Origin of the sequence: Pseudomonas sp. PDM25 (genome assembly GCF_019219045.1) — a bacterium.
Lineage (GTDB): Bacteria > Pseudomonadota > Gammaproteobacteria > Pseudomonadales > Pseudomonadaceae > Aquipseudomonas.
Map to the genome: position 1 here is coordinate 72,600 of NZ_JAHUWL010000006.1, position 24,231 is coordinate 96,830.

Sequence of the window (24,231 nt, forward strand, 5' to 3'; positions counted from 1 at the left end):
AGACGAGGTTATGCATAAGAAAATTTGATGCCCGCGATGGCGGACTCTGGAGTAACAATTGCAACTCGCCCCTTCATTACAAGAGCCATAAGCGCCAAGGGAACCGCCATGAACCTCAAATTCCTCGAAACCTTCGTCTGGGTCGCCCGCTTGCAAAGCTTCAGCCTGACCGCCGAGAAAATGTTCAGCACTCAGGCAGCGATTTCCAGCCGGATCGCCGCGCTGGAAGACGAGTTGGGCCTGCGCCTGTTCGTGCGCGATTCACGCGGGGTGTCGCTGACGCCTGAAGGTCTCAAGGTGCTCGACTATGCCGAGCAGATGCTCGAGGTTCAGCGTGCGTTGAAACACTCGCTGGACAACACCAGCCCGCAGCAGGGATTGGTGCGCATTGGCGTGATGGATACGGTGATTCACACCTGGCTCAGCCCGTTGATGTCGACCCTGATGCAGACCTTCCCTGCCGTGGAAATCGAGATCACTGCCGACGCCGCGCGCAATCTCTGCGAGCAACTGCAAAAGGGCTATCTGGACATCGTTTTCCAGACAGACCTGATCCGCCACGAAAGCGTGCGCAACCTCGAACTGGCGCACTATCCCATGCACTGGATCGCCGCCAGCAACTCCATCTACGCCCGACCTTATGCCTCGCTCACCGAGATGGCTGGCGAGCGCATCATCACCTTCGTCAAACATTCACGACCGCATCAGGATGTGCTCAACCTGTTGCACGCCCATGGCATCGGCGCACCGCGCGTCAGTTGCGTTAACTCGGTGTCGGCCATGACCCGGCTGATTCGTGACGGCTTTGGTATTGGCGCCTTGCCGGCGGCACTGGTGGCCAAACCCCTGGCCAGCGGCGAGTTGATCCAGCTGGACCCCGGCAGCCGCTTGCCGCAACTGGATGTCGTGGCCTCTTGGCGCGCGGGGGTCGGACTGGAACTGATCGAGAACATCGTCGAGATGAGCCGCCAGGTGGTCTGCCAATACGCTGCGGATGTCGGTCCGTTACTTATGGTGGCGGCACCGGGCCTCGACAGCCGACTGCCCCCTGAATAACTTTTAGTTGTCTGGGGGCAACAACATTCCTTGTTGGACGGCATCACCACGGTTTTCTAAAAAGGCTCAACAAACCTGCCGAGACGCCATGATGAATCAACCCGCCCTGTCCTTCGAACAACTGCAGCGCAGCACTCCTCTGGCCCTGCGCCAAAGCATCGCCGCCGGGCACTATCAGGGTCACACCAGCGGCTTGGGCCAAGGCCGGGTGCAAGCCAATATCGTGATTTTGCCCAGTGACTGGGCCAATGAGTTTCTCAGGTATTGCACCCTCAATCGTCAAGCCTGCCCGCTGCTCGACATTACCGAACCGGGCGATCCTTATTTCCGCAATCTTGGAGCAGGCATTGATATTCGCCATGATGTGCCCCGATACAGGGTTTATCGCGATGGCGAACTGAACGAAGAACCGCTGGATATCGAGCATCTTTGGCAGGATGACCTGGTAGCCTTCGCCATCGGCTGCTCGTTCTCCTTCGAACAACCGTTGCTGGATGCCGGCATCCCCCTCAAGCACATCGATCTGGGGCGCAATGTCGCCATGTACCAGACCAACATCGACACGCGCCCCACCGCTCGCCTCGGCGGCAAGCTGGTGGTGAGCATGCGGCCGATGAAAGCCGCTGCCGCCATCCAGGCCATTCAAATCACCGCACGCATGCCCAATGTCCACGGCGCTCCCGTGCACATCGGCGATCCGTCGCTGATCGGCATCCACGCGCTCGACACCCCGGACTACGGCGACGCCGTCCCCATTGAAGCTGACGAAATACCGGTGTTCTGGGCCTGCGGTGTGACACCTCAATCGGTGGTGCAGGCCTCACGCCCGCCGCTGTGCATCACCCACGCCCCCGGTTGCATGCTGGTGACGGATTTGTACAACAGCGCTTTGTAAAGGCGTGGGTGTGCTTGAGTTCAGTGGATTGTGCCGAAGCCTTGTAAAACCACTCAATGTAGTCAACGATGCAATTGGCCTTCGTCCCTTGTTTTGTGCCATGGACCCTGTCCCGTTTCCTGAATGTTCAGGACTAAAGTTCGCGCACTTTGCCCACAAAAGACCGGATGACAGCAGAACCGACTATCCTTTCGGACAGTGAACGCTGCACTCTTGGCAAAAAGGGACGCCATGCCAGACTTTGATCGCGCCATCGACTCCAGACCCGGGCTACTCTGGATCGCTTCAATTACGGTTTTCTGTCTTTTCACCGCAACGCCCGGATTCGGCCAGAACCTGCCAACCACAGTGGGTATCGAAAACGCCACGGTTACGGTGATTCAAGCGCAGGAAATCGTTTCCAGGGCCACCCTCGAAGCCGTTCGCTGGAGCGGCCCTGAATCCGGCCCGCAAGCCCTGCCGGGCAAGAGCATCGCCTTTGTCGCAGAAGATTTGCGTAACGGCGGAATTGTCGGTGTCGCGCAAGGTGCTCGCGAGGCTGCCAAGGCGATGGGCTGGACGCTGAAGATATTCGACGGCGCTGGATCATCGGCCGGACGCGCCAAGGCCTTTTCCGATGCCCTGGCAGCGAAACCCGACGGCCTCATTCTGTGCGGTTCCGATGCCCTTGAGAACAATGCCGCACTGATCCTCTTCGCCAACAGGGATGTGCCGGTGGTTGGCTGGCACGCCGGGGCACGGCCCGGGCCGATTGACGGCACGCCGGTGGCCATGAACGTCACGACCGATCCGCTCGAAGTGGCTCGCCTCACGGCCATGGCGGCGGTGGCACAGTCAAACGGACACGCCGGCGTGGTCATCCTGACCGACTCCAAGTACAGCATCGCCATGGCGAAAGCCAAGGCCATGGAAAACGTCATTCGGGCCTGTCAGGAATGTACGTTACTGGAAGTGCGCGATGTCGCGATCTCCGAAAGTGGCGAGAAGATGCCGGCGATCACCAAGGAGCTGCTTCAGCGCTATGGCAAGCGCTGGACCCATACGCTGGCTATCAACGATATCTATTTCGACTACTCGATTGCCTCATTGACCAACGCCGCAATACCCAGCGACGGCATCAGTCTGTTGTCTGCCGGCGATGGCAGCGCTTCGGCTTTCTTGCGCATCCAGGCAAAAACCTACCAGACCGTCACCGTGGCCGAGCCGCTCAACCTGCATGGCTGGCAAGTGATGGATGAATTGAACCGGCTGTTTGCAGGTCAGCCGGTGAGCGGCTTCGTCGCGCCGATTCACCTGGTCAATGCCGACAATATTGCCTTCGACGGCGGGAAGAAATTCCAGTACGACCCTGACAATGGCTATCGAGACATCTATCGCCACCAATGGAATCCATGACATTGGACGTTATTTCCCGGCTCGGACGCCGACTATTGCCGCAATCGCTACGCGCACAGTTCACACTGGCGTTTCTGACGCTGGCGCTGCTGATCCTGGCGAGTGGTGCAACGGCGGTCTACGCCGTGCGCACGTCAAACAACGCCACCCGCCAGTTGACGGATGAACGACTGGTCCGCATGCAAGATGGGCAAGACATGCTGCAGCGTACCTTGCTGATCGAACGCCAGACCGATCAGCTCCTGACAACCCGCTCCCCCGACACCCTGCGTTCAAGCTATGCGGCGACTGTCGAACAGCTTGAAGCCCTTGATCAACTGGTGCAGCAGCTGACTGCCGCGAACAGTGGCGTGGCGATACTCGACATGCATCAGTCGAGTCAGATGTTCCGCAATACCGCCAACATCGTTGCTCAGCTGCGAGAAGGCCTGCTGCAAACCGAGGTCACCTTCGAACAAACCATGGAGGATCACACCGCCCGGTTAACCGCGACTCAGACCCAGGCCAGCCTCGAACTGGCGGTGTTACTTTTCGATCTGCCGCAGGCTGTTGACAGTGATGCCGTGCAACGGCTGCGGATCCGATATGAGCGCCTGTCACGCACCGCAGGCCAGTTACCCGGCGCGGATGTGAAGACACCTGATCTCTTCTCCCTGCGCCTGAAGCTCATCAATCAGCACAACGTCATACAGCGCTTCAATGAGGAACTGAAGAATGAGGCTGGGGTTCTGGTCGCGGTGGCCCGTGCGCAATCCAGCGCTTACACCGAAGACTATCGCGAAGCCCTGCAGCGCCTGGTCGAAGCCTCAAATCGTAGCCAGCAATGGGTGCTGATCATGTTGGGCGCCAGCCTGGTATTCGCCTGGTTCGTGACCCGGGTCTTCATGGGCCGTCATGTGCTCATGCGTCTGAATGAAATAAGCCGGCAATTGCGTCAGGAACACACTGACAAAACGCATTTGATGATGGCAGAACATGGGAAAGACGAGATCGGCAACATGGCTCGCGCGGTGAATCAATTCCTCAAAGACCGACTTCAACTGGAAAAAAGAACGGTCCAATTGAGTATCGCCACAGAGCGGCTCGCGCTGCAAAACAGCCGACTGGAGCAAGAAGCCGTGATCCGTGCCGGACAACGTCATGTCCTGGAGTTGATCGCCAGGAGCACCGAGCTGGCAGAAGTCCTCGACAGCCTGGCTCACCTGGTGGAGTCCCAGTTGAAGGGGATGATGGTGTCCATCCTGGTGCTGGATGAGGATGGCAAACACCTGCTGCACGGGGCGGCCCCCAGTTTGCCGAAAGCCTATAACCAGCTCATTGACGGGATTGCGATCGGTCCGAACGTCGGTTCATGCGGCACCGCGGTGTATCGACGAGAACCGGTCATCGTCACGGATATCGAGCTGGATCCGCTGTGGGAAGCGTACCGTTCAGCCGCTGCGCCCTATGGATTTCGAGCCTGCTGGTCGACGCCGATTCTGTCCCATGAGCGAAAGGTATTGGGGACGTTTGCCTTGTATTCCAATACCGTACGCAGCCCCAGCTCGGCCGAGACGCGACTGATTGACATGGCGACACCGCTTGCCGGTATTGCGATAGAACGCCAGCTTACCGAAAAGCGCATTCGCTATATGGGCGACCATGACGCACTGACCGGGCTGCCGAATCGCACACTGCTCGAAGACCGTCTCAAGCAGGCGATGCTTTATGCCCAGCGCTACGACCGCCTGGTGACGGTGGTGTTTCTCGATCTGGACAAATTCAAACTGGTGAATGACAGCCTTGGACACAGTGCTGGAGACGAACTGCTGAAAACCGTCGCCCAGCGCATGCTGGAGTGCGTACGCCGCACCGACACCGTCGTGCGACTGGGTGGCGACGAGTTTGTGATCATCCTGTTCGACCAGCCCTCAGACCTCGACGGCGTTACTCCAGCCCTGCACAAAATCCAGGAAGCCATCCTGCGACCGATTCAACTCAGCGGGCATACACTCCACGTCACCTGCAGCATGGGGTTGGCCACCTACCCTGCCGACGGCAGCGATACCGACACGTTGCTCAGCAACGCGGATGCCGCCATGTACCGGGCCAAGGAACTGGGTCGCAACAGTTACCAGTTCTATACGAGCGAGATGAATAACAAGGTTCAGGGCAAGCTCGCCATGCAAGACGGGCTTCGAAACGCACTCAACCATGACGAGTTCCTGCTGCTGTACCAGCCACAGGTGGATTTGCAGTCAGGCCAGATTATCGGCGTAGAGGCACTGATCCGCTGGCAGCACCCCGAACTCGGCATCGTGTCTCCCATCAAATTCATTTCGCAGGCCGAAGAAACCGGGTTGATCGTGCCCATCGGCGACTGGGTGATTCATGCCGCGTGCAGACAGAACAAGGCCTGGCAGGATGCGGGCTGGCCGCCGATCACCATGTCGGTGAATATTTCTGCACGCCAGTTCGTCGAAAGGGACCTGATCGACCGGGTGATGCATGCCTTGCAAGAAACCGGGCTGGACCCGATGTACCTTGAGCTGGAGCTGACCGAAAGCCTGATCATGCAAGACCTTCAGCAAGCCATCAGCAAAATGAAGGAACTGCAATCAATGGGGATCAGCCTCTCGATCGACGACTTCGGCACCGGCTACTCCAGCCTCGCAGCATTGAAAAGCTTTCCGATCGCGAGACTCAAGATCGACCAGTCTTTCGTGCGCGACCTGCCCGACAACGAGAACGACAAAGCCATCGCCACCGCGGTGATTTCGTTGGGGCACAAACTGAACCTCAAGGTCATTGCCGAAGGTGTCGAAACCGAAGAGCAGCAAACCTTCCTGCGTGAAAACGGCTGCGATGAGATTCAGGGCCACTTTTTCAGCAAAGCGGTCAGCGCAGAAGAAATCAGCCTGTTACTGCGTACACCTCGGTTGCCTCAACCGAGCCGCATTGCGAGCCCTGACTCGGCAAGGCGAAAACGCGATGTAAAACGCCCAAGCAGTCCAATGCCGGGGCATTAATACTGCGCAGGCCATTAGCGGACGTTCGGCCTACATCCGCTTTTGATGCAAACTTGCCATTCGCTACGAGCTTGTGGCGATGTAAGCATTGTTTCGATTGAGGAGCGGCTTCAATCATTTCTCGTTACTGCTCAAGCATCAAGCTACGCCAAATAATTACCGGCTTTTCTAGAGGTGCGACTTCCGGTTGCAACTGCTCCTGTGTGTGCCTGTTGTGCGGTGGCTGCTCCTCTGGTTCAGGCGCTGGAGTCTGATACTTGGCGGCATGCACGTTATCTACGGACATTTTGTGTCGTGCGCTTATTTGATTGTTATGGTGACTTTGCCTTTTGATCTGCCCTGCTCGACGTACCGCAACGCCTCTGCTGTCGATTCAAAAGGGAAGGAACGATCGATGACCGGTTTGATGACGCCCGCTTCGATAAGCGAGGTGATTTTTTGCAGTTGCACCCCGTCGGCACGCATAAACAAAAATGCATAGCTCACCCCATGCTTGCGGGCTTTTCTACGAATACCGCTGCTCAGCAGGCGCATGACTTGCCGTAGCATCCAGGACAAGCCTTGCTCTTGGGCAAATTCTGCTGTCGGTGGTCCGGAGAGGGAAATGAGCTGCCCACCGGGCTTGAGAACTTCGACTGATTTAATCAGTACATCGTTACCCAGGCTGTTCAATACCACGTCGAAATCGTGCAATTCGGTTGCAAAATATTGCTGCTTGTAGTCGATGACCACATCCGCCCCGAGCGCCTTCACCCATTCGACATTCGCCGTGCTGGTGGTCGTCGCAACGAAGGCGCCGAGGTGTTTGGCGAGCTGGATGGCAAACGTGCCGACACCGCCGGATCCGGCATGAATCAACACCTTCTGGCCTTTTTTCACCTGGGCGGTCTCAACCAGCGCCTGCCAGGCCGTCAAGGCGGCCAAGGGGACGGACGCCGCTTCGGCCATGTCAAGGTTCGAGGGTTTCATCGCGAGCGCGTTTTCGTTCACGGCGATCAGTTCGGCAAACGTCCCGATCCGATCCTCGGGAGGGCGTGCATAGACTTCGTCTCCTGGATTGAATCGCTTCACCGCCGAGCCCGTGCGAACGACCACACCCGCCAGGTCATTGCCCAATACCAATGGAAATGTATAGGGCAGGATCAGTTTGAATTCCCCGGTTCTGATCTTCGAGTCCAACGGGTTCACGCTCGTTGCATGCACCTGGATCAGCACGTCATGCGCACCGACCGCAGGATCGGGCACTTCGCCAATCATTCCGTTCTGCTTGCCGTAGCGGTCGATAAAAAATGCCTTCATGTTGCAGCTGCTCTTGTCGGTGGAATGAGAATGGGGCACGGCCCCGGCAACGTTGATGCGATGCGACGTTCAGGTTGTCAGCCGTCGAGGAACGCCAAAGCCTTGGCCACGAAATCGGTATGGTGCTGGAAAATGCTGCCGTGCCCGGCGTCCTGGTAAATGATCAGTTGCGCGTTGGGGATTCGCTTTGCCAGCTCAAGCGAGTTGACAGTGGGCACCATGATGTCGTTGTCCCCGTTGGCTATCAGCGTCGGCATCCGCAGGCGACCGAGTTCTTGCGGCGCTTGCTTGCCCCACGCAGTAATGGCTTTCAATTGCCGTAAAAACGCGCGGGGTGTCGGGCCTTTGTCCCGGTCTTGCCGGCGCTCTTTCAATCGTTGCAAATACTCGGACGCAGCACGTTGTCCGTTGGCCGTGGTGGTAAAGAACAGGTAGAACTTGGGATCTCGTAGCGTCAGCAGACCCTTGATCATTAACGGCCAGGTCACCGAGCCGACGTTGTCGATGCCTGTGCCGCCGGCCGGGCCGGTTCCGGTGAGGATCAGCCTGCGCACGCGTTCGGGAGCTTTCAGGGCGATGTCTTGAGCGACGAAGCCTCCGAGTGAAAAGCCGAGCAGGTCAACCTTGTCCAAACCCAACGCACGAATAAAGCCGATGCCATCGTCAGCCATCTCACCGACGGTCAATGGCGCGGCGCCACCCGAGCCACCGATACCGCGGTAATCGGTGGTGATGACACGCCGGTTTTTGCCAGACCGTCAATGATCCTGGGGTCAAAGTTATCCAGCACCGCCCCCCAATGATTGAACATGACCAGCGGGACCTGCGTTCTGGGTCCCTGATCACGATAGGCGAAAGGTATCCCGCCAACCAGGACCGACTGGTTCGCCGCGTTGATAAATGACGACTGCGAACCTGGATGATTGCTTCTAGCCAAAAGAGTCATGTTTATTCCGTCCGATTGCGGGGCGAGGCCGACCTGCTCGACAGGGTTCAGACTTGAGTCAAATAGCGTGGTGCCACGGCGGACTGTCTGATCTGCGACAAAAGACCCTGACGTGCGGTTTGCAGGGCATCCCAGCGCTCGCCTTCTTGCAACGGAGGAATGGTCACCGGTTCGCGGCGGTCGAAGCCGACCAGTGCGGCATCGACCAGGTCATCCACTTCCATGATTTCGCTCAAGGTGTTGATGTCGATACCGGCGCGGTCCCAAATCTCCGTGCGGGTGGCGGCGGGCAATACGGCTTGCACATAAACACCCAGAGGCGAAAGTTCCAGGCTCAGGCCTTGGGAAAGGAACAGCACAAACGCCTTGGTCGCCCCATAGACCGACATACCAAATTCAGGCGCCAGGCCCACCACCGAACCAATGTTGATGATCGCGCCTTCACCTGCTTTGGCCAGGCGTGGCGCGATGGCGCTGGCGAGTCGCACCAGTGCAGTGGTGTTGAGGGCCACCAGCTGCGCAACGCTGTCGGTGCTTTGCTCGATGAAGGTGCCGGACTGCGCGGCACCGGCATTGTTGACGAGGATGCCGATGCGCTCGTCATTCCGCAGGCGCGCTTCGACAGTGTGCAGGTCGCTGAGTTGAGTCAGGTCGGCCGGAACCACCTCAATGGCGACGCTGTGTTCGTCACGCAACCTTGCGGCGAGCGTTTCCAGGCGCGATTGGTCGCGGGCGACCAACACCAGATCATGCCCGCGTTGGGCGAAACGTTGGGCATAAACCGCGCCGATGCCGGTGGAAGCGCCAGTGATGAGAACGGTAGGACGAGTAGTCATGATGTCAGCTCTTTTTTCGGGAACATGAATGGGTTGGATGCACGATCAAAATCAGGCCCGATCAGCCTGTGCCTGGTTCGCGACAGCGCTGGATTCGCCAAGCGTCGGGTAGTCGATGTATCCCGCCGCTCCGCCGCCGTAGAGCGTGGAAGGGTCAAAGGCGGACAGTGGCGCACCGGTTTTGAGCCGCTCCACCAGATCAGGGTTGCCGATAAAAGGACGGCCAAAGGCGATCAGGTCGGCCTTGTCATGCGCAAGGCTTTCCGTGGCCAGGCCCAGGTCATAGCCATTGTTGGCGATGTAGGTGTTCTTGAAGCGCAGACGCAAGGCGCCGAAATCAAAGGGCGCCACGTCGCGAGGTCCACCGGTCGCGCCTTCGACGACGTGCAGATAAACGATGTCCAGAGCATTGAGTTGATCGACGATGTAATCGAACTGAGCCTGCGGATCACGGCTCGAGACACCATTGGCCGGCGAGACAGGCGAAAGGCGAATGCCCGTGCGATCAGCACCAATCTCGGCGGCCACGGCAGCCGTCACTTCCAGCAGCAGACGCGCACGGTTTGCGATTGAGCCGCCGTACGCATCAGTACGCAGGTTGGAACCGTCCTTGATGAACTGATCCAGCAAATAGCCGTTTGCACCGTGGATTTCCACGCCATCGAAGCCTGCCGCAATGGCGTTTGCCGCCGCTTGGCGGAAATCGTTGACGATGCCCGGCAATTCGTCAGCTTCCAATGCTCGCGGCTCGGAAACGTCCTCGAAGCGATTGTTGACGAACACCTTGGTCGCGGGACGAAGCACGGAAGGGGCTACCGGCGCCGCGCCGTGTTGTTGCAGATCGACGTGGGAAACACGGCCCACATGCCACAATTGCAGGAAAATTCTCCCGCCCTTGGCGTGCACGGCATCGGTCACCTTGCGCCATCCCTCTATCTGAGCCGGTGTGTAAATGCCTGGTGTGTCCTGATAGCCCTGGCCCTGCTGGGATATCTGCGAGGCTTCGGAAATCAGCAAGCCCGCGCTGGCTCGCTGGCTGTAATAGGCAGCAGCAAATTCACTCGGTACAAAGCCTTTTCCGGCGCGATTGCGCGTCAGCGGGGCGAGAACCACGCGGTTTGACAGTTTCAGCGTGCCAAGCGTGTAAGGGGTAAACAGATTCTGGTCGCTCATGGGTGTTTGTTCCGTGCCCGTTGGTGAATTTCATATCGCCGGCATTTAGGATGATGATCGAAATCTAAACTGTCAACAATTTTGATTATGATCAACATCCATGTATCATCAACCCACGAATTTCCAGCGGTAACGAGGTATCGAACATGCGAGTGAGCAAGGCCCAGGCCCAGGCCAATCGGGAGCACATCGTCGAAACGGCCTCGGCCATGTTTCGCGAACGCGGTTTTGACGGTGTCGGCGTAGCCGACTTGATGGCCGCTGCCGGTTTCACCCATGGCGGTTTCTACAAACATTTCGGTTCGAAGGCCGACTTGATGGCTGAGGCCTCGGCCAACAGCCTTGCGCAATCGCTGATCAGCGCTGAAGCACTGAGCATCAAGGATTTCATCGATGTGTATGTGTCCAGGGATCATCGCGACGGGCGCGCCACGGGTTGCACCATGGCAGCGTTGTGCGGCGACGCTGCGCGTCAGTCCGGCGATGTGAAGTCAGCATTCGCTGAGGGCATTGAGCGCACGCTGCAAATTCTCGGCGAAAAATACCCGACCGGGCCGGATGCACCAGCGGGTGAGGCTAGGGAGAAAGTGATCGACCTGTTGGCGCGCGCGGCCGGTGCGATCATGTTATCGCGCGCCTGTCCTGACGACTCGGCGTTGGCGGATGAAATTCTGGCGGTGTGTCACACGAAGATGACCGCATCATTATCTATTCAATCGTAGGTTCATTTCGTCTTTGGCCGACACGAATAAATGTCTACTTTTCACCGTTTTCTGCCTGCCGCCACCGGCAGCATTGGGTGGACTGCTGCCCTTCGCCACAAACGGCTATCACCCCAGAAGCGGACCATTAACGCCCCAGTCTCGCTTGGGACTCTTCAAAATGATGCCGCAACAGTGGCACCCCTCGCTAATAGCCAGCGTAGACAACTACTCGCTCATAAAATCCTCCTTGAAAAACGCAATAAATAGCTAGCTATTTGTTGACGAAAGTCTGAAGTATTCATTTGAAATTTCGGATTCTTCCACCCCGCCGCCTATGCCTAACATCGGCTCCACAGCGAACCAGCCACGGCAGCGCCGGCTGGCTTTGTCGAAGTGCTTTTGCAGTAAGCCTGAGGATTTTTGAGGATCACCGATGAAGCTGGAAATTTTCCGCACGCTGTGGGGTTACACCGCCAGCAAGGCCCAGGCGCTTGAAGAGCTTCTGCAGGCGGGCTTTGATGGAATGGAAGCACGTCTGCCACTGGACGCCCGTGAACGGGCTGAGTTCGCCGCCTTTCTCCACGCCAATCGCCTGGGTTACATCAGCACGGTTTTCACGGCGTACGATGTGCTGCCGGAGCAGTCGGCGACCCCTGCCGTCCACCTCAATGACCTCAATCAGAAACTCGCCTGGGCTGCCGAGCTCGGCCCACGTTTCGTCAACGTACTGGCGGGCAATGACCGCTGGTCCTTGCCACAACAAGTGGAGTTTTTTGGCCAGGCGCTGGAACTGGCGCGCAAGCACGGCCAGGTCTGCAGTTTCGAAACTCACCGCTCGCGTTCGCTGTTCAACCCCTGGGTGACCCTGGAGTTGATCCGGCAACTGCCCGATCTGTTGTTCACCAGTGACATCAGCCATTGGGTCGTGACCTGCGAGCGTCTGTTGAACGACCCGGCCGATGATTTGAGCGCTTTCATCGAGCGGGTTCACCATATCCAGGCACGGGTCGGTTACGACCAGGGCCCACAGGTTCCGCACCCGGCGGCTCCCGAATATGCAAAAGAACTGGCTTTCCATCAGCAGCACTGGGAAAGCATCTGGCGCTCGCAGCAAGCCCGCAGTTACCAGGTCAGCACCCTGACCCCGGAATTCGGCGCTGACGGCTACCTGCATCATTTGCCCTTCACCAATGTCCCGGTCGCCGATCTGTGGTCATTGAACGTGTGGATGGGCCAGACCGAGCGCGAACACTTCGAGCGTTTCCACCACTCAAGCCATCCTTAGGGAGCCGATGCGTTATGCCTGATGATAAAAACAACAGCGCCAGCACTGACACACACAAAGCCAACTTCAATAGCATCCCGGTGGTCAACATCGCCGGTCTGTTCAGCGTCGAACTGGAGCACCGCCTGGCAGTGGCCGAACATTTGGGGCGCGCCGCCAGCGAAGTCGGGTTCCTCTATATCACCAATCACGGTATCGACCCGCAACTGATCGCCAACCTGCGCAAGGCGGCCAAGGACTTTTTCGACCAGCCCTTCGACACCAAGATGCGGCACTACATCGGCACCTCGCAAACCCACAAGGGCTTTGTGCCCGAAGGCGAAGAGGTCTATTCCAAAGGCAAGCCGGACCACAAGGAAGCCTTCGACGTCGGCTTCGAAGTCCCGGCCGATGATCCGCTGGTGCTGACCAACACCCCATTGCTGGGGCCCAACGACTGGCCGCAGCTGCCAGGTTTCAAGGCGTCGGTGCAGGCCTACTATGAAGCGATCTTCGCCTTGGGCCGGCGCCTGTTCGGCGGCTTTGCCCTGACCCTGGGCCTGGAAGAAAACTACTTCGACAGCCTGGTCACCCGCCCGCCGTCCAAGCTGCGTCTGATCCACTATCCCTTCGACGGTGCCGCCCATGACGCACCGGGTCTTGGCGCCCATACTGATTATGAGTGTTTCACCATCCTCCTGGCCGACAAACCAGGCCTTGAGGTGATGAACAACCTTGGACAATGGATCGATGCACCACCGATGGCCGACGCCTTTGTGGTCAACATCGGCGACATGCTGGAAGTGATGACAGCAGGCGCATTCGTTGCCACTGCGCACCGGGTGCGGAGCGTGAAGGAGGAGCGTTATTCCTTTCCACTGTTTTATGCCTGCGACTATCACACCCAGATCAAACCGCTGCCCGGGTTCACCCAGGGAGGCAACGACTACGAAGAAATCACGATCGGCGAACACATGTACGGCCAGGCACTGCAGACCTATCAGTATCTGCGTCAAAGGGTGGCCAATGGGGACGTTCAACTGCCAGGCAAGGCACGCAAGCCCGCCAGTTTCGGACATTTGAAAAATCAGGCTCAACCGTCCTGATTGAAGTTTTCAGTTACCCCTTACCTACGCCGGAGTCAGTAAAGATGAAAAACAATAATAAAAACCTGTTGAGCTTGGCTGTATTGGCGGCCGGTATGCTCGGTGCCTCGTTGAGCATGGCCGCATCAGACACGTTCAAGGTCGGCATGGAAATCACCTACCCTCCTTTTGAGTCCTATGACAAAGACAAAAACGTGGTGGGCTCAGACCCGGAACTGGCAGCCGCCCTGGCCAAGCACATGAACGCCAACGTGGAGTTCATCGACACCAAATTCCCGAGCCTGATCCTGGGCCTGAACTCCGCCAAATACGACGCGGTCATTTCCGGCATGTACATCACACCGGAGCGCCAGACTCAGGCCCAGACCATCGCCTATGCCAACACCGGTGCCGCGGTCATGGTGCCCAAGGGCAGCGAGATCAATGCGAAAAAACCTGAAGACCTGTGCGGCTTGAAACTGGGCCTGGAACAGGGCACGACCTGGGTCAAGGAATTCAAGAAGCTCTCCGATGAGTACTGCGTGCCAAATAACAAAGGCGCCATCACCGTCAGCGAGTACCCTTCCGCGCCCGAAGTGACCCAGGCCCTGTTGTCCAAAAACATTCAGGCCCAGGTTGAAATCGCTGGCGCTGCAAAAATGATCGCGGAAAAAACCAATGGCCGGGTAGTGATCACCACCGAACACCCGATCTATCAACAAACCCTCGGTATCTTCGTCAAGAAAGGTAACGACGAAACATTCCAGGCCGTGCAAAAAGCCTTCGAGGAGACGAAAAAGAGCGGTGAATACGCCGCTATTCTTAAGAAATATGGCTTGGAAGAACCGACTGCCCACTAAGAACGTGTCCTTGTAGTCTGGTCATCTGCCGCCCCTGCACCGGGGTGGCAGATCGAGGTGCCCTATGCAATTCGATTGGTCGTATTTCTTCTCCCTGTTCTCCCTGCCGGACTTCTGGAAAGCCTGCGTCACGGTGGTCCAGCTCAGTGCCCTGGCCTGGTTCCTCGGCATGCTGCTGGGCTTTGGCCTGGCCACGGCCAAGTTGTCCCAGTCGCCCCTATTGCGCATTCCCGCGGCGGTCTACATCTGGTTCTTCCGCAGCATCCCGCTGCTGGTGCTGGTGGTCTTCGTCTACAACTTGCCCCAATTGTTTCCCGGTAGCGGTCCGATTCTGTCGAACCCCTTCTACTCCGGCTTGCTTGCCCTGGTGGTCACGGAAGCGGCTTACATGGCAGAGATCCACCGTGGTGGCCTGATCTCCGTGGCCAAGGGCCAAAAGGAAGCAGGCCGCGCGCTGGGTGTCGGCCTGTTCGGCATGCAGCGCTTGATCGTGATCCCCCAGGCTTTCCGTATCTCGCTGCCGACGTTGATCAATGAATACATCACAGTGGTCAAGCTGACGTCGCTGGTCTCGGTCATCTCCCTGACCGAAATCCTCACGGTCGGCCAACGCCTCTATGCCACCAACTTCTTGGTCATGGAAACCCTGGCGGCGGTGGGCGTGTACTACGTGCTGATCGTCACTGTGTTCGGCTTTTTCCTGCAGCGCCTGGAGCGCTACCTGGACCTGAACTTCCGCAAGCCGCATACACTCGATGCCGCCGCCGTGGTCAAGCTCAAGGCCTGCGCCGAAGCCTTGCCCGACATTGCGCGTAAAGCCGCGAGCAGCAACGCGACGCCCATCCTGCAACTGAAGAACATCCAGAAGAGCTATGGCACGCACCAAGTGCTGATGGGTATCGATCTGAATGTCGAATACGGCCAGGTGATCTCGATCATTGGCCCATCCGGCTCCGGCAAAACTTCGCTGATCCGCACGGTCAACGGTCTGGAAACTATCGATACCGGCGACATTCTGTTGTTCGGTGAAAAATTCATCGAAGCGTCGGACAAACCCAACAGCGCCCGTCTGCGCAAAGGCGTGCGGCACATTGGCATGGTGTTCCAGAACTTCAATCTGTTCCCGCACCGCACCATTCTCGACAACGTCACGCTGGCGCCGCGTTACCACGGCATCCCGGGCGAGCTGAGCGAGCACCGTGCTTATGCGCTGCTGGACAAGGTCGGCCTGCTCGCCCACGCCCACAAGTACCCGCACCAGCTCTCCGGCGGACAGCAACAGCGCGTGGCGATCGCGCGTGCTTTGGCCATGGAGCCGGACATCATGCTGTTCGACGAGCCTACGTCAGCGCTCGATCCAGAGCTGGTGGGCGATGTGCTGAACGTCATACGCGACCTTGCCAGTGAAGGCATGACCATGATTATCGTCACCCACGAAATGGACTTTGCCATGTCGATATCCGACCGGGTCGTGTTCATGGAGAACGGTAATATCCAACTCGATGCTGCACCTGAAACCATACGCTGCGATGCCGAAGGAGAGAGAGTGCGGCGCTTTATGGGCATCAGTACTCGATCGCCAAACCTGCCTGTCACTGCGAATCATGCGTGAGCATGGATGCTGCAGCAGGCAACCACTTTCTTTGAGCCTCCTTCAGGAAAACACGCATGAATCTTGGAATAGCAGGACGCTGGGCGCTGGTGTGCGCGGCCAGCAAAGGACTGGGTAAAGCCTGCGCACAGGCACTCGTCAGCGAAGGCGTGAACGTGGTGATCACCGCCCGAGGCGAACAGACGCTGAATGAAACAGCCTGTCAGCTCAGAGCGATAAATCCTGAAGTGACGGTCATCGCCGTAGCCGGAGACATTTCAACGCCCGAGGGTCGCGCGGCCGCCCTCATGGCCCATGAGCATTTCGATATTTTGATCAACAACGCTGGAGGCCCTCCTCCCGGGGATTTCCGCGAATGGGACCGCGACGCCTGGCTGAAGGCATTGGATACCAACATGCTCACACCAATCGAGTTGATCAAGGCAACGGTAGACGGCATGGCGACCCGCGGATTTGGCCGAATCATCAACATCACGTCGAGTGCCGTGAAGTCCCCGATCGAAAGCCTGGGTCTTTCCAATGGCGCGCGCAGTGGTCTGACGGGATTTATCGCAGGGCTTGCACGGCAAGACAACATCGCCAGTCGGAATGTGACGATCAACAACCTGCAACCGGGCTCATTCGACACCGATCGACTGCGTGACAACCTGGTTGCTGCAGCCGAAGAATCGGGGCAAGACAGTGAGGCATTCCTCAGCGAATGCCGTAGCGAAATTCCTGCCAAACGCTTCGGCTCACCCGAGGAGTTCGGCGCTCTGTGCGCCTTCATTTGCAGCAGCCATGCGGGCTACCTGACCGGGCAGAACCTGTTGATTGATGGAGGGGCCATTCGCTCCAGCCAATAAAGACGGCAGGCACAAGTGGCGCGAATGGCATAGATGCTTTCGCCATTGCGTTCCAACCTTCAACCCTGATACCGAGTCCAAATGAACTCAGTAGTACGGCAGGCTTTGCAACTAAGTCTGTTGTACTTCCCTATCAGTCGTTATGGGTTGCCGGTGCTTGTCGGAAACTGTCTATCAAGCCCACCTGCGCGGCACTTAAATAAGTGCCTGATTCCGACACCCTCTGCCGGCAGCCGACAGACGCTTTAATTTTATCTTCTTACTCTCCACTGACCGACGTTCATCGCTTCACGTCGGTCCAGTCAGTCCTGCCACTGCACACCCCGCCATAGGCTCTAGCCGAGCGGACTATGGGTCGGGTGTAAGGAGAATAAGAATAATGAATCCAGTGTTTACATCATCACTCAACCACTTGCTCGATACCGTCACCGCTGGACCGCAGCGCGTCCCAGGCGTAGTCGCAGCAATAACCGGGCGCGACGGTTTGCTCTACGAAGGAGCTTCAGGTCAACGGACGCTCGGTCAAGCCGGTGCAATGACGACCGACAGTGTTTTCGCCATGTTTTCGACGACTAAAGCGATAACCGCCACGGCGGTGCTTCAGTTGGTCGAGGACGGCCTACTGGATCTCGATGCGCCTGCCAGGAACTATGTGCCGATGATCGGCGAACTCAAGGTGCTCGAAGGGTTTGATATCGACGGCACCCCGCGGCTTCGCGCGCCCAAAAAACACATCACCACGCGGATGCTTCTGCTTCATACAGCAGGTCTGGGTTATGAATTCTTTAACGAAAACTACAACAGGCTAGTCCAGGAAGGACGCCAACCCAGCATCATCAGTGGATCGTTGGCGGCACTCATGACGCCCTTGCTGTTTGAGCCTGGTGAACAGTGGGAATACGGTTCCAGCATGGATTGGGCCGGTCTGGTGGTCGAGGCCATTACCGGCAAACGTCTGGGTGAAGTCATGCAACAACGTATTTTTGAGCCGCTGGGCATGACCGATACCGCCTTTAGCATGACCGCATCGATGCTCCAGCGACGGGCTGGAATGCATCAGCGTGAAGAAGATGGATCGCTGACCGCAGTCGAGGGTTCCCTCCTTCCAGAGGAACCAGAAGTGCACATGGGAGGCCATGGTCTGTTCTCGACAGTGAAGGATTATTGCCTGTTCATCCGGGCCTGGCTAAACGATGGACAAGGTGATCACGGACCCATTCTGAAGCCTGAGACGATTCGTTTCGCTGAAAAAAACGGGCTCGACAACCTGAAAATAAAAGCCCTTCCCTGCGTGATTCCGAGTATTTCCCACACGGCGGAATTCTTCCCCGGCATGCCAAAGTCATGGGCGTTGAGTTTCATGATCAACGAACAAGACGCACCCACCGGTCGTCCTGCGGGCTCTTTGGCGTGGGCTGGATTGGCCAATCTTTTCTATTGGATCGATCGCAAGAATGGCATCGGCGGTTTTTGGGCCACTCAGATATTGCCATTCGTAGACCCTGTTTCGACCAATGGATATCTGGATTTCGAAACGGCGGCCTACCGCAATCTGACCACCTGAACCCGTACTTGATTCGATTCGCATGAGAGCCCTCCAAGGGCTCCAGGCGATGGCGCAAGAAAACTATCCCCTTCTCCGAAAACAACAAAAACAAAACAGGTGACTCATGGAGATCTCCACACGTACCCCTGTGCGCGCTCGATCCACAGAATGCGCATTTGGCACGTCAACAATCAGTGCTGGCCTCCTGTTGGCGACTCTGGCGGGCAACGCCGGAGCCGTCGATGTGGACGCCGGCGAATACGCCGCTGCGCTTCCAGCCGGCAGCAATATCGGCTTGCTTTACCTCCAGCATGCCGAACGGCGGTCGCTTTACGGTAACGGTCACAAGGTTGCGATCAAAGCGGGACTCGACTCGGATATCGGCATATTGCGCGTCGCGAATTACCAGCAGTTGGGTGACTACACGATCAATACGCAGTTCCTGTTGCCATTCGGGCGCCTGGAAGGAACACGCGATAACGACGCGTTGGGACAAGCCAATGGCACGGGCGACTTGATTCTGGCGTCCACCCTGTGGCTCGTGAATGATCCGGCGAAGAACCGTTACTGGGGCATAGCGCCCTACCTGTACGTGCCGACCGGTAACTATGACCGAAACGATGCACTCAACCTTGGAGAAAACCGTTGGAAGATGACGTTGCAGACGGGCTATGTGACCGGCCTCACTGAAAAGTTATCCCTGGACCTCACCGCCGACGTGACCCTGTTTGGCAAAAATGACGACCTCACGAGTCAAAGCCTGACGTTGCGCCAGAAGCCACTATGGCAAGCCCAGACGTACCTGAGGTACGCCGTGACGCCCAAGCTGTCGGTGCATGTCGGCGCGTCTCAACTCTGGGGTGGTGAGACGCGCGTTGACGGTCAGGATCAGAACGATGAACCCAACACCAGCAAGTACCGGGTCGGGGGATCGTACTGGATGACCCCTACGTTCCAGGCCCTGCTCAATTACGGCCAGGACGTATCGGTCGACAACGGCTTCAAGGAAAAGCAGCGGGTAAACCTACGACTGTTGTGGGTGTTCTGACCTACAGCAAGTGGTAGGCTTCCAGGGCACCGAGAGTGGATTGGACGTCACTTTCGGTGCCCTTTCCTGCCTCGCATCGCTAACGCAGTCGGCGCTGCAAGGTTTGGGAGGGTAATTCACTGAAACGCTTGCGATAGATTCCCGCAAATTCACCCAGGTTTAGATAACCCCACCGAAAGGCGATGGTGGAAACAGTCGTACCCGACTCCTGATCCGTTGCCAATAAATCGCGGCGCACACCCTGCAACCGCTGCTCGCGCATGAACGCACCGGGCGTCATGCCGCGAAAACGCGAGAAGGCTCCACTCAATGCCCGCACACTGGTCCCGACGGCACTGGCAACCTCTGCCAACGTCGGCAGGCTCGCTGCATTGGCACTCATGAACTCTTCGGCGGCCCTGACATAACGCGGTGCAATCCGGTTCATTGGACTATTGAAATCAAGCCCTGCTTGCGCGGCGCGGGCAGCCCACTCTCGCAATAGATGAACGCAAAGACTTTGCTCCAGATGAGCCCCCAGACGTCCTTCAGCCATGTGTTCGGAAGCCTCGGCCACGCAACGAACCGTGTACTCCAGCAGGCTTAGCCAGCTCGAACCGACTCCGCCGATGACGCACTTGTGTCTCCAGAACTGATCATCGGGCACGAACCCAAACCACTGCTGCGCCATCCGTTCCAAAACTGCATGAGGAATAGTCAGATTCAGTTGCAGGTGATCCGGGTCGAGGTCGATCCGGTAATCGACACGACTGCAATTGGCAATGAAGGATTCACCTACTGCCGTATCCTCGGTGACCGAACGCTGAGTCCAGTGCCGGGCATTACCGCGAATGGTCGTAAGCAGTAATGCATTCCCCGCCTCGGGCGAAAACTCATCGACGCTCACACCAACGCCATAGGCAAAACGAGTCAGCGTCAACTCGCCAATCCTGGATGAATGCATGGTTGCGCGCGGCTTGATGGCATGCCAGATGGGGGCCACACGATAGGGCATGTAAACGCGATCCGACCAGTCGCTGATTTCATCCCAATCGGTTGAAAAAATTTTGTGTTGCTGGCGTAGCGGCTTGCCGCTGACATCGGTTAACAACGCATGGTCGAGACGCATGGAGACACCTGTTTTTATTATTTTAGGGTGAACCGCTGATCAGAGTAGCAACCTCAGGGCGATGGCAAGTAGGCCATCCCTTGCGACTCGCCCATCAGCAGCGGGCGATTGAGATCCGCGCAGGCGCGCAGGTAGTCGGCTACCAAGGTAATCCGCTTGAGCTTGCGCAGGTCCTCGCTGTAGTACATCCAGAACTGTCGAGTGACCTCCACCTCATCCGGGAGCACTTCGCACAGGCGCGGGTCGGGACCAGCGAGGAAGCAAGGCAGGATGGCCAGCGCGCGCCCTTCCAGCGCCGCATGGTACTGGGAAACTACGCTGGTGCTGCGCAGGCGGCTGTGCGCGCCGGGCAGCAGGTCGTTCAGGTAGAGCAGCTTGAAGCTGAAGGCCAGATCCTCGACATAGGTCACGAAGGGGTGACCGGCCAGGTCCTCGCGACTGGCAATCGGCGAATGATTGGCCAGGTACTCCGGTGTCGCATACAGACGCAGTCGGTAGTCGCACAGCCGCGAGCACACGTACGGACCGCGCTCAGGCCGCTCCAGGGTGATCGCGATGTCTGCCTCGCGCCGTGACAGGTTGACGAAGTGCGGGACCGGCAGGATGTCCACGGAGATATGCGGGTAATGGATGATGAAGTGGCTCATCTGCGTGGTGATGAAACAGGAGCCGAAAGCCTCGGTACAGCCGATGCGCAGGTGTCCGGCGAGCCCCCCGGTGGTTCCGGAAACCTGCTCGCAGGCTGCCAGCAGCGTACTTTCCAGCGTTTCGGCGTGACTGACCAGGCGTTGCCCCTCGACAGTCATGACAAAACCCGACGCTCGGGACTTCTCGAAAAGCAGTGCACCAAGGCTTTGCTCAAGGGCTCGGATGCGCCGCGACACCGTGGTGTAGTCCACCCCCAAACGACGTGCTGCGCCACTCGCGGTGTGAGCACGGGCGACCTCGAGAAAGAAGCGCATATCGTCCCAATTCACATGACTTTGGGTTGTGCGTTTTTGCATATTCATCAGGCTTTTCTGCCAATACATATTGGAAATTAGCCAACATATACTCGCATTCAGCCTGGTTTGACCAGCATCGTTTCTCAACCGGAAACGCCCAAATTTCAATCAGGGCTGACGGCATGAATGCAGGGAAAAAACACTGCTTTCAAGCCGAAAACAGGCAGCTGTGCGACAGCGCAATCACTGCCACATTCGGCCCCGTCGAGAGCTCATAGACGGGTTCCCTGTCGGCACCTGACCGACGTCATTTCAACACCCCTCGCCTCCGGAAGATCGCCAGGGCAGATACGACTCCAGCAGCATTCAGGTGACGCTCCGCTTCGGGACGTCGCCCGGGTACCCGTACGCCCCTCAAAAGGCCGACATACAACAACAATTAAAAGCGGAGCCTCATCATGACGACTGACCATCCGAACCACGTCCAGACCTGCGCCCAGGTCAGGGCCAATCCCAAGTTCCAGCGACTCACCCGCCAGCGCGCGCTGCTGGCCTGGTCACTGAGCGCCGCCGTCCTGGCTGTCTATTACAGCTTCATCATGGTAGTGGCCTTCGCACCTGCCTGGCTGCACCTGCCGCTGTACGACGGCAGTCATCTCAGCCTCGGCATGCCGATCGGCGTGGCAATTATCCTGCTGTCCTGGCTGCTTACCGCCTGGTATGTGAACACCGCCAACACCCGTTTCGACGCGCTCAGCGCGCAGATCCTCCTGGAGACCCGCGCATGAAACGCCTACTCGCCCTTCTCGCCCTAAGCCCGCTGCTGGCCAACGCCGCAACTATCACCGCGGAGAAGCAACCGCTCAATGTGCATGCCATCGGCATGTTCTTCGTCTTCGTCCTTGCCACGTTGCTGATCACTTGGTGGGCGTCCCGTCGCACGCGCTCCGCTGCCGACTTCTACAGTGCCGGCGGCGGTATCACGGGTTTTCAGAATGGCCTGGCGATCGCCGGTGACTACATGTCGGCAGCCACTTTGCTGGGCCTGTCGAGCATGGTGTTCGCCAAGGGTTACGACGGCTTCGTCTACATCATTGGCTTCTTTGTCGGCTGGCCTATCGTCACCTTCCTGATGGCCGAGCGCTTGCGCAACCTGGGGCGCTACACCTTCGCCGACATCGTCTCCTTCCGCCTGGATCAGACTCGCGTGCGCAGCTTCGCCGCCCTCGGTTCGCTGACGGTGGTGTGTTGCTACCTGGTGGTGCAGATGGTCGGTGCTGGCCAGTTGATCAAGCTGCTGTTCGGCCTCGACTATCGCACGGCGGTGGTGGTGGTCGGCCTGCTGATGCTGGTCTACGTGATCTTCGGCGGCATGCTCGCCACCACATGGGTGCAGATCACCAAGGCGGTCCTGCTGCTGGCCGGCGGCACGACCCTGATGCTGATGGCCCTGAGCCGTTTCGGCTTCAGCTTCGAGACGCTGGCCGCCCAAGCCGTGGCGGTGCATGCCAGCGGCGTGCAGATTATGGGCCCGGGCACCTTGCTGGCCGACCCGATCAACGCGGTGTCACTGTCCCTCGGACTGGTCTTCGGCATCGCCGGCCTGCCGCACATTCTGATGCGCTTCTTCACCGTGCCCAATGCAAAGGAAGCGCGCAAATCGGTGCTATTCGCCACGGTGTTCATCGGCTTCTTCTTCCTGGTGGTCTGCATCCTGGGCTACACCGCCATCGTCATCGTCGGCACAGACCCGCAGTACTATGTCGACGGCAAGCTCGGCGGCGCCATGATCGGCGGCGGCAATATGGTTGCCATGCATCTGGCTAAAGCGGTGGGCGGCAACCTGTTTCTCGGATTCCTCTCCGCCGTGGCTTTCGCCACCATTCTCGCCGTCGTGTCCGGTCTGGCCCTGGCGGGTGCCTCGGCCATCTCCCATGACCTTTATGCTTCGGTATTGAAGAAGGGCCGCGCCGACGAGAAAAAGGAAATGCGCGTGTCGCGCATTGCCACCGTCTGCCTGGGCATCGTTGCGATTTCCCTTGGCATTCTGTTCGAGGGCCAGAACATCGCCTTCCTGGTCGGCCTGACGTTCGGCATCGCCGCATCGGCGAATTTCCCGGTACTGATCATGTCCATGTACTGGGGCGGCCTGACCACCCGCGGCGCCCTTTATGGCGGCCTGACCGGCCTGATCAGCGCGCTGGCCCTGGTGGTCTGCTCACCGTCGGTTTGGGTCGGTGTACTGGGACATGCCCAAGCGCTCTTCCCTTACGACCAACCGGCGCTGTTCTCAATGCCCCTGGCCTTCCTGGTCATAGTGGTCGCTTCCAGGCTTGACCGCAGCGAGCGCGCCGACCGCGAGCGCGCCGCCTATGCCGACCAATTCGTCCGTGCCCAGACCGGCCTTGGAGCTTCCATGGCCAGCAGTCACTGACGCTGCTTTTTCCGGGGCTGATGCCCCTGGCGCGAGTCCGCTCCTTTGCTTCGCGCTTTTTTACGCCCGACCTGCGCCGCTCGGTGCAGGACACCCAAAAAGCGCCACTCCCTCGCCAACGCCAAATGGCGCGGGAGCGGCTCGTCGACAACAAAAACAACAAAAGGCATCCA

At 58.2% G+C, this 24,231-nt stretch carries 19 protein-coding genes and 1 pseudogene; 14 read left to right on the top strand and 6 right to left on the bottom strand.

The genetic code is table 11. The features are described from left to right. Nucleotides 1–108 precede the first annotated feature (108 nt). The 4 genes from KW848_RS12670 to KW848_RS12685 all read left to right on the top strand — a co-directional run bounded on the left by KW848_RS12670 (nt 109) and on the right by KW848_RS12685 (nt 6,354). Nucleotides 109–1,056 (top strand): LysR family transcriptional regulator, encoded by a 948-nt coding sequence (locus KW848_RS12670; RefSeq protein ID WP_008145748.1) that lies wholly within the window; start codon nt 109–111, stop codon nt 1,054–1,056. A 91-nt stretch (nt 1,057–1,147) separates the two neighbouring features. Continuing rightward, nucleotides 1,148–1,951: a putative hydro-lyase gene (locus KW848_RS12675; RefSeq protein ID WP_218537242.1), complete on the top strand. Its 804-nt coding sequence runs from the start codon at nt 1,148–1,150 to the stop codon at nt 1,949–1,951. A gap of 231 nt (nt 1,952–2,182) precedes the next feature. Then, nucleotides 2,183–3,346 (top strand): substrate-binding domain-containing protein, encoded by a 1,164-nt coding sequence (locus KW848_RS12680; protein ID WP_256365151.1) that lies wholly within the window; start codon nt 2,183–2,185, stop codon nt 3,344–3,346. After that, nucleotides 3,334–6,354: an EAL domain-containing protein gene (locus KW848_RS12685; RefSeq protein ID WP_218537020.1), complete on the top strand. Its 3,021-nt coding sequence runs from the start codon at nt 3,334–3,336 to the stop codon at nt 6,352–6,354. Before KW848_RS12680 ends, KW848_RS12685 begins: the two co-directional genes overlap by 13 nt. Nucleotides 6,355–6,654: 300 nt before the next feature. On the opposite strand, the gene KW848_RS12690 is transcribed toward KW848_RS12685, so the two are convergent. The 4 genes and pseudogenes from KW848_RS12690 to KW848_RS12705 form a co-directional block, all read right to left on the bottom strand. Beyond that, a complete protein-coding gene (locus KW848_RS12690) occupies nt 6,655–7,653 on the bottom strand; it encodes an NADP-dependent oxidoreductase (protein WP_218537021.1) in 999 nt (332 codons plus the stop codon). A 77-nt stretch (nt 7,654–7,730) separates the two neighbouring features. Continuing rightward, nucleotides 7,731–8,599, bottom strand: a pseudogene (locus KW848_RS12695) (alpha/beta fold hydrolase). 47 nt (nt 8,600–8,646) lie between these two features. After that, nucleotides 8,647–9,435 (bottom strand): SDR family oxidoreductase, encoded by a 789-nt coding sequence (locus KW848_RS12700; RefSeq protein WP_192408243.1) that lies wholly within the window; start codon nt 9,433–9,435, stop codon nt 8,647–8,649. Between the two features lie 51 nt (nt 9,436–9,486). Then, nucleotides 9,487–10,608 carry an alkene reductase gene (locus KW848_RS12705; protein ID WP_218537022.1) on the bottom strand — a complete coding sequence of 374 codons (1,122 nt, stop codon included), beginning with the start codon at nt 10,606–10,608 and terminating at the stop codon, nt 9,487–9,489. Between the two features lie 146 nt (nt 10,609–10,754). Between KW848_RS12705 and KW848_RS12710 the strand changes: the two genes are divergently transcribed. The 8 genes from KW848_RS12710 (at nt 10,755) to KW848_RS12745 (ending at nt 19,572) form a co-directional block, all read left to right on the top strand. Next, a complete protein-coding gene (locus KW848_RS12710; RefSeq protein WP_218537023.1) occupies nt 10,755–11,330 on the top strand; it encodes a TetR/AcrR family transcriptional regulator in 576 nt (191 codons plus the stop codon). A gap of 415 nt (nt 11,331–11,745) precedes the next feature. After that, on the top strand, nt 11,746–12,597 hold the full coding sequence (locus KW848_RS12715; protein ID WP_218537024.1) for a sugar phosphate isomerase/epimerase: 852 nt from the start codon (nt 11,746–11,748) through the stop codon (nt 12,595–12,597). Nucleotides 12,598–12,611: 14 nt separating this feature from the next. Continuing rightward, a complete protein-coding gene (locus KW848_RS12720; protein ID WP_218537025.1) occupies nt 12,612–13,682 on the top strand; it encodes an isopenicillin N synthase family oxygenase in 1,071 nt (356 codons plus the stop codon). Nucleotides 13,683–13,726: 44 nt separating this feature from the next. Beyond that, nucleotides 13,727–14,521: an ABC transporter substrate-binding protein gene (locus tag KW848_RS12725; RefSeq protein WP_218537026.1), complete on the top strand. Its 795-nt coding sequence runs from the start codon at nt 13,727–13,729 to the stop codon at nt 14,519–14,521. Between the two features lie 64 nt (nt 14,522–14,585). Continuing rightward, nucleotides 14,586–16,133 (top strand): amino acid ABC transporter permease/ATP-binding protein, encoded by a 1,548-nt coding sequence (locus KW848_RS12730; protein ID WP_218537027.1) that lies wholly within the window; start codon nt 14,586–14,588, stop codon nt 16,131–16,133. 56 nt (nt 16,134–16,189) lie between these two features. Next, a complete protein-coding gene (locus KW848_RS12735; protein ID WP_218537028.1) occupies nt 16,190–16,978 on the top strand; it encodes an SDR family oxidoreductase in 789 nt (262 codons plus the stop codon). A gap of 379 nt (nt 16,979–17,357) precedes the next feature. Next, nucleotides 17,358–18,542: a serine hydrolase gene (locus KW848_RS12740; protein WP_218537029.1), complete on the top strand. Its 1,185-nt coding sequence runs from the start codon at nt 17,358–17,360 to the stop codon at nt 18,540–18,542. 106 nt (nt 18,543–18,648) lie between these two features. Continuing rightward, nucleotides 18,649–19,572 (top strand): transporter, encoded by a 924-nt coding sequence (locus KW848_RS12745; RefSeq protein ID WP_218537030.1) that lies wholly within the window; start codon nt 18,649–18,651, stop codon nt 19,570–19,572. Nucleotides 19,573–19,651: 79 nt separating this feature from the next. On the opposite strand, the gene KW848_RS12750 is transcribed toward KW848_RS12745, so the two are convergent. After that, the gene (locus tag KW848_RS12750) at nt 19,652–20,680 is read right to left on the bottom strand and encodes an AraC family transcriptional regulator (RefSeq protein ID WP_218537031.1); all 1,029 of its coding nucleotides are present in this window, start codon (nt 20,678–20,680) and stop codon (nt 19,652–19,654) included. 53 nt (nt 20,681–20,733) lie between these two features. Continuing rightward, entirely contained in the window at nt 20,734–21,684 is a 951-nt protein-coding gene (locus tag KW848_RS12755; RefSeq protein WP_033053263.1) for a LysR family transcriptional regulator, read from the bottom strand. A gap of 398 nt (nt 21,685–22,082) precedes the next feature. Between KW848_RS12755 and KW848_RS12760 the strand changes: the two genes are divergently transcribed. Together KW848_RS12760 and KW848_RS12765 are read left to right on the top strand one after the other, a co-directional pair. Next, nucleotides 22,083–22,412, top strand: coding sequence for a DUF485 domain-containing protein (locus KW848_RS12760; protein ID WP_218537032.1), 330 nt, complete (start codon nt 22,083–22,085; stop codon nt 22,410–22,412). Continuing rightward, nucleotides 22,409–24,058: a cation acetate symporter gene (locus tag KW848_RS12765; protein WP_218537033.1), complete on the top strand. Its 1,650-nt coding sequence runs from the start codon at nt 22,409–22,411 to the stop codon at nt 24,056–24,058. The genes KW848_RS12760 and KW848_RS12765 overlap by 4 nt, the downstream gene beginning before the upstream one ends. Nucleotides 24,059–24,231 lie beyond the last annotated feature (173 nt).